Source organism: Candidatus Similichlamydia epinepheli, assembly GCF_003056015.1.
Genome location: NZ_PPEU01000033.1, coordinates 1 through 8,468, shown reverse-complemented (window position 1 = coordinate 8,468; position 8,468 = coordinate 1). Strand labels below are relative to the sequence as shown.

The window sequence follows — 8,468 nt, the reverse complement described above, 5'->3', positions numbered from 1 at the left end:
CAATCTTTGTGTAAGATCGCACGTTAATGATCTTCTTAGGGAGATTGTGTGCGATACCAGAGATGTCACTTATTTTTTTCTAGATGGAAGAGATATGGGCTCTGTTGTCTTCATGGATGCCGACTTGAAGATTTTTCTTACTGCTTCTTTGGATGTTCGTGCTGAGAGACGTTTTAAGCAACGTTCATCTGGTGAATCGTTTGAAGAAGTAAAGAACAAGCTTGCTAAGAGGGATAAAGAAGATCGAAGCCGTCAGGTTGGTGCTCTTGTTGAGCCAGAGGGATGCTGGTTGTTGGTTAGTTCTGATTTATCTCTTGAAGAGACTGTCAGGAAAATTTTGGATCGATTGAAACAGGAACGGGACCCCATCTCTCCTCGATTTTCTGACGCAGACCAGTAAGTCGTTCGGCTTGATTGTTGTTACGAATTCCGTACCAAAAATGTTTTTTGCTTCCGATGAGTAAGACGTGAAATGATCTCTATGGAAGGACGTTCACTTATTTATCGTTTCGATGAGTAAGACGTGCTTTCTGGCTCGTGTGATTGCGGTGTATAAAAGCCTTCTGAATAGCATGACAGAATGGGATGGGTGGACAGGTAAGACGATGCACTCTGCTTCACTTCCCTGATATTTATGCACGGAAAGTGCATATGCGTGTTGGACCTGATCAAGCTCATCGAAACGATAAATAAGTGAACGTCCTTCCATAGAGATCATTTCACATGTTCGCTTTGACATGTCTACGCTTCTTAAGAAATGAATTGATCCGTTGAATATCTCTTTACGATAGTTGTTGCGAGTCTGGATTAGTTTATCTCCGAGAAAAAACGTTCTCCCTCCTATTGAAAATTTTCCGGTTTGACCTTTTTGAAAAGTTTGTTGGAGCGCAATATTAAGACGCTCGATTCCAACTGAGCCCTTTTTCATAGGGCAGAGAACCTGAATATCTTCCTGTGGATCAAGTTTATGAAGCTTGGGCATTCTTTCATAAACTTCGTAACAGATGCGTTCGACGATTTTTTCTCCGTCTCTCTCTTCTATAAAAGAGAAGTCCAAGTCATCTTCTTTCAGTGATGCAAGAGGGGATCGTCCTTCTCGAATGAGATGGGCTGCTCGAGCAATGCCGGAACGTTCCGATTGTCGAAAAAGAGTTGAAAGAGTGCAAACAGGTAAACGTCTAGATGAGAGAAGATCTTCAAAGACATTTCCAGGACCAATACTAGCAAGTTGGTCGCTATCTCCAACCAATATTAAATGAGCATGAGAGGGAATTGCCTTTAGTAGATGGTGAAAAAGGAAACAGTCAACCATGCTCATTTCATCCACTACCAATATATCAACTTGTAGCAGGCTCTTTTCAGACTTTTTGAAAGTCTGAGATGTAAAGTCATATTCGAGTAAATAGTGGATGGTTTGAGCTGGTCTACCACTAGCCTCTCCTAAACGTTTAGAGGCTTTTCCTGTTGGCGCGCAGAAAATTAGGTCGAGACCTAGCTTACCTCCAATTAAAGCTAAACAACGTGTGATAGTGCTTTTCCCTGTCCCAGGACCACCTGTCAATAAATGGACCTTGTGACGATACGCCATGCGAATTGCTTCTTTTTGTGCAGAGGCAAGATCCATCCCTAACTCTTTAGAAGCCCATCCCAAATATGCTTCTAAGTCAAAATTAGGAACTCGTGATCGAGAACTAATTAAACGATCTAATTGAGATACAATGTTTTCTTCAGTACGGTAGGCTTGAACACTCCAAATGAAAGGTTCTGCACCAAAAGAACCCTCTTTTTGATATTGAACCAGACGACCATCTTGTAAAAGATGCTCAAGATGCTCCTCTACACCGTCTTTGGAAGTCAGTTGAAGAAGTTGAATGGCACCATCTATCAGATGCTTTCTGGGGAAACATGTATGCCCTTTTTGATAACCTTGAGTGACAACAGCCTCGTAGGCAGCTTGAATTCTTATTGGAGAGTTAGGAGTAAGGCCTAATTGAGTAGCAACATAATCAGCCCTCTTGAAGCCAAAACCCCAAATTTCGCGAATAAGTAAATATGGATTTTCACGAATTAATTCTTCAGAACGAGTTCCAAATTTTTCATAAATTTTCTTTGATTGATGTGTGGAAAGACCTACTTTTTGGCAAAAAATCATTAAGCCATATAAATCACGTTGTCTCTTCCAAGCTACATGAATCTGATCAGCTTTTTTAGATGTGATTCCAGAGATAGATACAAGCTTATCAGGTTGGTGATCGAGGATGAATAAAGTCTCTTCTCCAAATGAGTTAATAATTTTCTTCGCTAATGCTGGTCCTATCCAGGGAAGACTACCACTTCCTAAAAAAGCTTCCAATTCATCACAACAAGAAGTCACTGCAAATAATCTCCGTAAGAAATAAGGTTCTTTTATTCACAATCGAGAGAAAGACGTTAAATTGGGCACACGTTGAAAAACATGCACAAGATGTCAACTTAGACACATGATATACTTAACCAGTTTCAATATGTACTATCATGAATAAATGGTATTCTGTTCTAAGTATAGAAACTGACTAACAATTGATTAGTCAACGACAATCAGATCATCATGTTAGATATTGATTTAGGCAGACCGACAACTATTATTGCTGACTTTTACATCTCGCATATATCAATCAGATGAACCCCGCAAATGCTCTCTTACTTGATGGATCAGGTGGAGAAGATCGTAGCACTCCTCCGTCTCGCAATAACGGCAGGCCAAATAATGGGCCATGTAGCAATGGAATTGTTCTTCTAGTTGTCATGACTATAGTCATTTTTATTGGTGTATTGTTTTTTTTTGTTATTCCAAATTTATTTTCAAGGCTTTGTGGAACTTCTGATTCTAACCAAATACAAGAAACTATTTTTAATCGTTTATGTCGACTTGATTTTACTTCATCAGTGACATCAATGTCTTATTTTTTTTCTATTTTGAATTTCGTTTTAGCATTATTTGTTGCGTTATGCATGAACAGCACAACAAGATGTGAAGTGATTTCATTTTGTGTTTTGGGGGCAATCATTTTCTTATTGTTTTTATTAACTAATTCAGGATTGTTAAGAGATGGGGTTTCGCCTGATTCAGCATTAGCTATCTTTTGTTATGTTGTTTCACAGCTAGTTATTTTGATAGCTTTTAGGTTGAGGTTCTTTTTAGGAAGATTACACGCTGCGGAAGTTGAAGTAGAACAGGTTGTTTCCAGAGTTGAAGCGGAACGGGTTGCCTCCAGCGTTGAAACAGGACATGCTGATAACCTGCCATCTACACATCTTGAGTTGCCAGCTGCTGAAACCCCTCCACCCCCATACACATATTTTCCAATGTATGACCAAATTCCTATGGTTGATCTACCCCCAGAGCCACCTCCTTACCGAGAGCCACCACCTGTTTACACGTCACAAGAAAATCTAGAAGAGGAAGAAACAGAATTTGGAGAAAATGGCTCTGAGGAAGATCCCTACGAAGATATGCCCGATCTAGAAGATTAAGAAAGAATTATTGCAAATTTAAGATGTGATTTTCATTTGCATGAAATTTCGACATATATTTTGCGAACAATCGATTAATTAGTTGATAATCGATTGGTTTGTTACAAAGAATGTAAATTGTGCATAGAACAGCTGATATTATCGACTCTTACTCATCGAATATGTCAATCAAATGAATCCCACAAACGCTGGCTTACTTGGTGCTTCAGGTGGAGGCGATCGTCCACCTACTGATCGCAATAACTGTCGATCTAATAATTTGTGTGGTTTTGGAACTGTCGCCATAATTATTATGTCGATCGTTATCTTTGTAGGGATATTATTTCTGTTTGTTGTTCCACTTTCAAGATCTTGTACTAATTCTAGTTCTAGCAATCAATGCGCATTTGAATCTTATGTCTCAATGGAATCAATTTCTTATTTTTTTTCCGGCTTTAATTTTGCTTTGGCGCTACTTATCACATTATGTGTGAACCGTACAAGAAGGTGTGAATCGATCTCATTTTATGTTCTAGGAGTGGTCGTTTTCGTATTGTTTTTATTAATTAAATTTTTCTTGGAAGAAATAGGAGTTTTGCCGGGTTCTGAGTTGTCATCTTTTTGTTATGTTGTTTCAGCATTAGTTTTATTTATCACCTTTGGTTTGAGACTCTACTTGAGAAGATTTCGATTTGATATTGAAGTAGCAAGATCCACGGTTGACTCACCACTCGTACAGAATGGAACAACAAGTGAAACACCTCATACACATAATGACCTCCCATTTAGAGGAACCCCTCCACCCCCATACACATATTTCCCAGAGTATGACCAAATTGCTATGGTTGATCTACCATCAGATCCACCTCCTTACCGAGAGCCACCACCTGTTTACACGTCACTAGAACATCTAGGAGAGGAAGAAACAGAATTTGGAGAAAATGGTGCTGAGGAAGATCCCTACGAAGATATGCCAGATCTAGAAGATTAGTATTTAGCTAGTAGATAAAACGTCTGTTAATGAACAAGTTCAAATATACGAACAGGGGATCAACAATTTGTAAAATTGATTTGTCTGCGCATAGTGATTCTGACATAATGGGCTGTTGTTTTTGCACATAATGACACTTGTATTACTGACTTTTACATTTCGAACGTATAACTAATGCAACCCATCCGTTCACTTTCAATAGGCTCCTCAGATAGAGAAGACGATAGACCTCCTCCATCTCGAAATAACAATCGTGGTTGTGGGCCGTTTAGTTATGGAGTTATTTCCGTAATTGTTATGTTGATCGTTATCTTTATTGGAATACTTTTTTCTTTGGTTATTCCAGGTTATTTTTCAGAGAATTGTGCAAGATATGATCAAGTAAATGCAACAACTTTTACCAATGGATGTGGACATTATCCATACAATATATCGTCGTCATTTGTGGTGTGTCTTTTTTCAATTTTTAATTTCATTTCGGCACTTCTGATCATATTGTTCATGGACACTACCTCATGTTTTGAGGTAGGCTTGTTTTGTATTTTGGCAGTAATCATTTTCTTATTGACTGTACTTTTTAAGACAGTAATTCAATCAGAGAGTGTTGATTCAAGTGTGAACTGGTCTGTAGCTTGTTATGTTGTTTCACAATTAGTTTTGCTAGCTTCTTTTGTGGTGGGATTTTATTTGAAAGGAGATACTAACATTAGTGGACTTGAACAGTTCGATCTAGCGGGATTAGGGTTAGATAGTAATTCATATCAGTCGATTAATATGACCCCTCCTCCGCCATACACATATTTGCCAATGTATGACCAAATTGCTATGGCTGATCTATCACCAGATCCACCTCCTTACCAAGAGCCACCACCTGTTTACACGTCACAAGAAAATCTAGAAGAGGAAGAAACAGAATTTGGAGAAAATGGCTCTGAGGAAGATCCCTACGAAGATATGCCACCTCTTGAAGATTAGTATTTAGCTAGTAGATAAAACGTCTGTTAATGCACAAATTCAAATATCCGAACATGGACGGGGTATAAACAATTTGTAAAATTGATTTGTTTGCTCGTAGTTATTCTGACATAATGGGCTGTTATTATTGCACATAATGACACTTGTTATTACTGATTTTTACTCATCGAATATGTCTCTCGAATGAATCCTATAAATGCCCCACCTATTGGGGGATCAGGTGAAGGAGGCCCTCCTCCATTTCGAAATAACAATCGTGTTTTTAGATCGTTTACCTCTGGAGAGATGGTCGCAATTGTTATGGCGATCGTTATTTTGGTTGGGATACTATTTCATTTTGTCATTTTAAATAATCACTCAACGGGAGGATTTAACTTAGGTTCCAGATCATCAGTTTCAATGTCTTATTTTTCTGCAGGGTTGAACATCGCTTTATCAATATTCATTTCATTCTTCATGAATAGGAATAGTCGGCTTGAAGTCTTCCTATTTGTCGCTTTAATGATAACTATTTTTGCGATGTTTTTGTTGGTCAAATTACATGATTCCTCAACTGGAATCCAGCAGAGACCAACAATGTTATCAGTCATTTTTTATTGTGTGTCAGAAGTGATTGTGTTGGCCTTATTTTTCTTCAGATTTTTTTCAAGTGAAGAATCACCTCGACCTGTTGTAGAAGAAGATATCAATTCTCAACATGGTGATGATACACCTCCTGGTAGTGAAACTCCTCCACCCCCATACACATATTTTCCAATGTATGACCAAATTCCTATGGTTGATCTACCAGCAGAGCCACCTCCTTACCGGGAGCCACCACCTGTTTACACGTCACTAGAAAATCTAGGAGGGGACGAAACACAAGTTGGAGAAAATGGCTCTGAGGAAGATCCCTACGAAGATATGCCACCTCTTGAAGATTAGTATTCAACTATCAGATTAAAACGTCTGTCAATAAACAAGTGCAAATTAACAAACATGATATCAATACTTGTAAAATTGATTTGTCTGCGCATAGTTATTCTGACATAATAGGATATTGTTTTTGCACACAATGACACTTGTTATTACTGATTTTTACTCATCGAATATGTCTCTCGAATGAATCCTATAAATGCCCTACCTATTGGGGGATCAGGTGAAGGAGGCCCTCCTCCACCTCGAAACAATCGTTCTATTGCTAGATCGTTTAGTCGTGGAATGATTTCCATGATTGTTATGTTGATCATGGTTTTTGTGGGGATGCTATTTCATTTTGTCATTTTAAATCCGCCATCAATGGAAGGCGGTCGTTTATACATTAACCGCAGTGCAACATCTGTACCAATTACGTATTTTTTTTCTGTTTTGAACATCGTTTTATCTATATGCATTTCATGCTTCATGAATAGTAATAGTCGGCTTGAAGTCTTCCTATTTGTCGTTTTAATGATGACTATTTTTGTGATGTTTCTGTTAGTCAAATTACATGATTTCTCAACTAGAATACAGCAGCCAGCAACAGTGGCATCCGTCACTTGTTATTTTATATCAGAAGTGATTGTGTTGGCCTTATTTTTCTTCAGATTTTTTTCAAGTGAAGAATCACCTCGACCTGTTGTAGAAGAAGATATCAATTCTCAACATGGTGATGATACACCTCCTGGTACTGAAACTCCTCCACCACCATACACATATTTTCCAATGTATGACCAAATTCCTATGGTTGATCTATCACCAGATCCACCTCCTTATCAAGAACCACCACCTGTTTACACGTCACGAGAAAATGTAGGAGAGGACGAAACACAATTTGGAGAAAATGGCTCTGAGGAAGATCCCTACGAAGATATGCCACCTCTTGAAGATTAGTATTGTTATTTTGCACACGATGACGTTTCTTATTACTGACTGTTATTACTTGAATATGTCATTCATATGAATACAACAAATTCAGTCTTAATTGGTGCTTCAGGTGGAGGGGATCGTCCCCCTGCTGATCGCAACAATAGTAGGCTTAGTAGGTTGTGTCGTTGTGGAATTGTCTCATTAATTATCATGTTTATCATTATTCTTGTTGAGATACTGTTTCTATTTGTTATTCCAAGTCACTCTTCAAGACCTTGTACCAATTCTAGTTCTGTCGAAACAGTCGTGACCAGCTTTGTAAATCAATGCGCATTTGACTCTTACGCGTCAGGGGCGACAATTTATTGTTTTTCCATTTTTAATTTCTTTGTGGCGTTACTTATAACATTATGCATCAGCAGTAGAGTTAGATGTGAATCGATCTCATTTTACGTTTTAACAGTGGCCGTTTTTTTCTTGTTTTTATTAATTAAATTCTATTTGAGCGGCGACGTAGTTTCGCAAGATTCTGAATTGCCGGTATTTTGTTATGCTGTTTCATTAATAGCTTTGTTCATCACCTTTGCTTTGAGATTTTGTTTAAGAAGGTCGTTATCATCTGAAGTTGAAACAGATCCTGTCGTTGGTTTATTGCCTGTACAAAATGAACCACGACCTCGTGAAACTCCTCCGCCCCCATACACATACTTGCCAGGGTACGAAGAAATTGAGATGACTGACCTATCCCAACGTCCACCTTCTTACCAAGAGCCACCACCGGTTTATACATCACGAGAAAATATAGGAGATGAGGACGAAACACAATTTGGAGAAAATGGTTCTGAGGAAGATCCCTACGAAGATATGCCGCCTCTGGAGGATTAGTAAAGAGGACTTGTGAACGCATATATGCGATCTGCATTTGTATTACGCATCGATGTACATAAATTTGCTAACAATCTCCTGTCTCGTGATAATCATGTCTCGTTAAGAAGAACTGCTAATTTCCACAGAACAACAGTTGTTGTTACTGATTCATACTCCTTTAATATATCGAACAAATGAATCCCAGCAATTCAATTTCATTTGGATCATCTAGTGGAAGAGATTAATCATCCTCCCCCTCCCCCTCTCTCTTTTTTCCTTCCCACTTCCCTCCCCCCCCACTCCCACTCCACCTCCC

8 protein-coding genes are annotated in these 8,468 nt (G+C 38.5%); 7 read left to right on the top strand and 1 reads right to left on the bottom strand.

Annotation, left to right across the window (positions count from 1 at the left end):
• Positions 1-400, top strand: a 400-nt coding sequence (locus GCCT14_RS02765; protein ID WP_192875484.1) for a (d)CMP kinase, incomplete at its 5' end; no start/stop codon positions are given.
• A 93-nt stretch (positions 401-493) separates the two neighbouring features.
• On the opposite strand, the gene recD2 is transcribed toward GCCT14_RS02765, so the two are convergent.
• The gene (gene recD2 / locus GCCT14_RS02760; protein ID WP_157952526.1) at positions 494-2,374 is read right to left on the bottom strand and encodes an SF1B family DNA helicase RecD2; all 1,881 of its coding nucleotides are present in this window, start codon (positions 2,372-2,374) and stop codon (positions 494-496) included.
• A gap of 284 nt (positions 2,375-2,658) precedes the next feature.
• Between recD2 and GCCT14_RS02755 the strand changes: the two genes are divergently transcribed.
• From GCCT14_RS02755 to GCCT14_RS02730, 6 genes are all read left to right on the top strand, one after another.
• On the top strand, positions 2,659-3,513 hold the full coding sequence (locus tag GCCT14_RS02755; RefSeq protein ID WP_108624145.1) for a hypothetical protein: 855 nt from the start codon (positions 2,659-2,661) through the stop codon (positions 3,511-3,513).
• 172 nt (positions 3,514-3,685) lie between these two features.
• Positions 3,686-4,483, top strand: a complete 798-nt coding sequence (locus GCCT14_RS02750; protein ID WP_108624144.1) for a hypothetical protein — start codon at positions 3,686-3,688, stop codon at positions 4,481-4,483.
• A 174-nt stretch (positions 4,484-4,657) separates the two neighbouring features.
• Positions 4,658-5,458, top strand: coding sequence for a hypothetical protein (locus GCCT14_RS02745; RefSeq protein ID WP_108624143.1), 801 nt, complete (start codon positions 4,658-4,660; stop codon positions 5,456-5,458).
• A gap of 183 nt (positions 5,459-5,641) precedes the next feature.
• Entirely contained in the window at positions 5,642-6,382 is a 741-nt protein-coding gene (locus tag GCCT14_RS02740; RefSeq protein WP_108624142.1) for a hypothetical protein, read from the top strand.
• A 177-nt stretch (positions 6,383-6,559) separates the two neighbouring features.
• The gene (locus GCCT14_RS02735) at positions 6,560-7,309 is read left to right on the top strand and encodes a hypothetical protein (RefSeq protein ID WP_108624141.1); all 750 of its coding nucleotides are present in this window, start codon (positions 6,560-6,562) and stop codon (positions 7,307-7,309) included.
• A gap of 66 nt (positions 7,310-7,375) precedes the next feature.
• A complete protein-coding gene (locus GCCT14_RS02730) occupies positions 7,376-8,170 on the top strand; it encodes a hypothetical protein (RefSeq protein WP_108624140.1) in 795 nt (264 codons plus the stop codon).
• Positions 8,171-8,468: the final 298 nt, after the last annotated feature.

Bases quoted from the DNA above. Each gene is read 5' to 3' on its own strand.
- GCCT14_RS02755 (WP_108624145.1), top strand. From the start codon at position 2,659: ATGAACCCCGCAAATGCTCTCTTACTTGATGGATCAGGTGGAGAAGAT.
- GCCT14_RS02750 (WP_108624144.1), top strand. From the start codon at position 3,686: ATGAATCCCACAAACGCTGGCTTACTTGGTGCTTCAGGTGGAGGCGAT.
- GCCT14_RS02745 (WP_108624143.1), top strand. From the start codon at position 4,658: ATGCAACCCATCCGTTCACTTTCAATAGGCTCCTCAGATAGAGAAGAC.
- GCCT14_RS02740 (WP_108624142.1), top strand. From the start codon at position 5,642: ATGAATCCTATAAATGCCCCACCTATTGGGGGATCAGGTGAAGGAGGC.
- GCCT14_RS02735 (WP_108624141.1), top strand. From the start codon at position 6,560: ATGAATCCTATAAATGCCCTACCTATTGGGGGATCAGGTGAAGGAGGC.
- GCCT14_RS02730 (WP_108624140.1), top strand. From the start codon at position 7,376: ATGAATACAACAAATTCAGTCTTAATTGGTGCTTCAGGTGGAGGGGAT.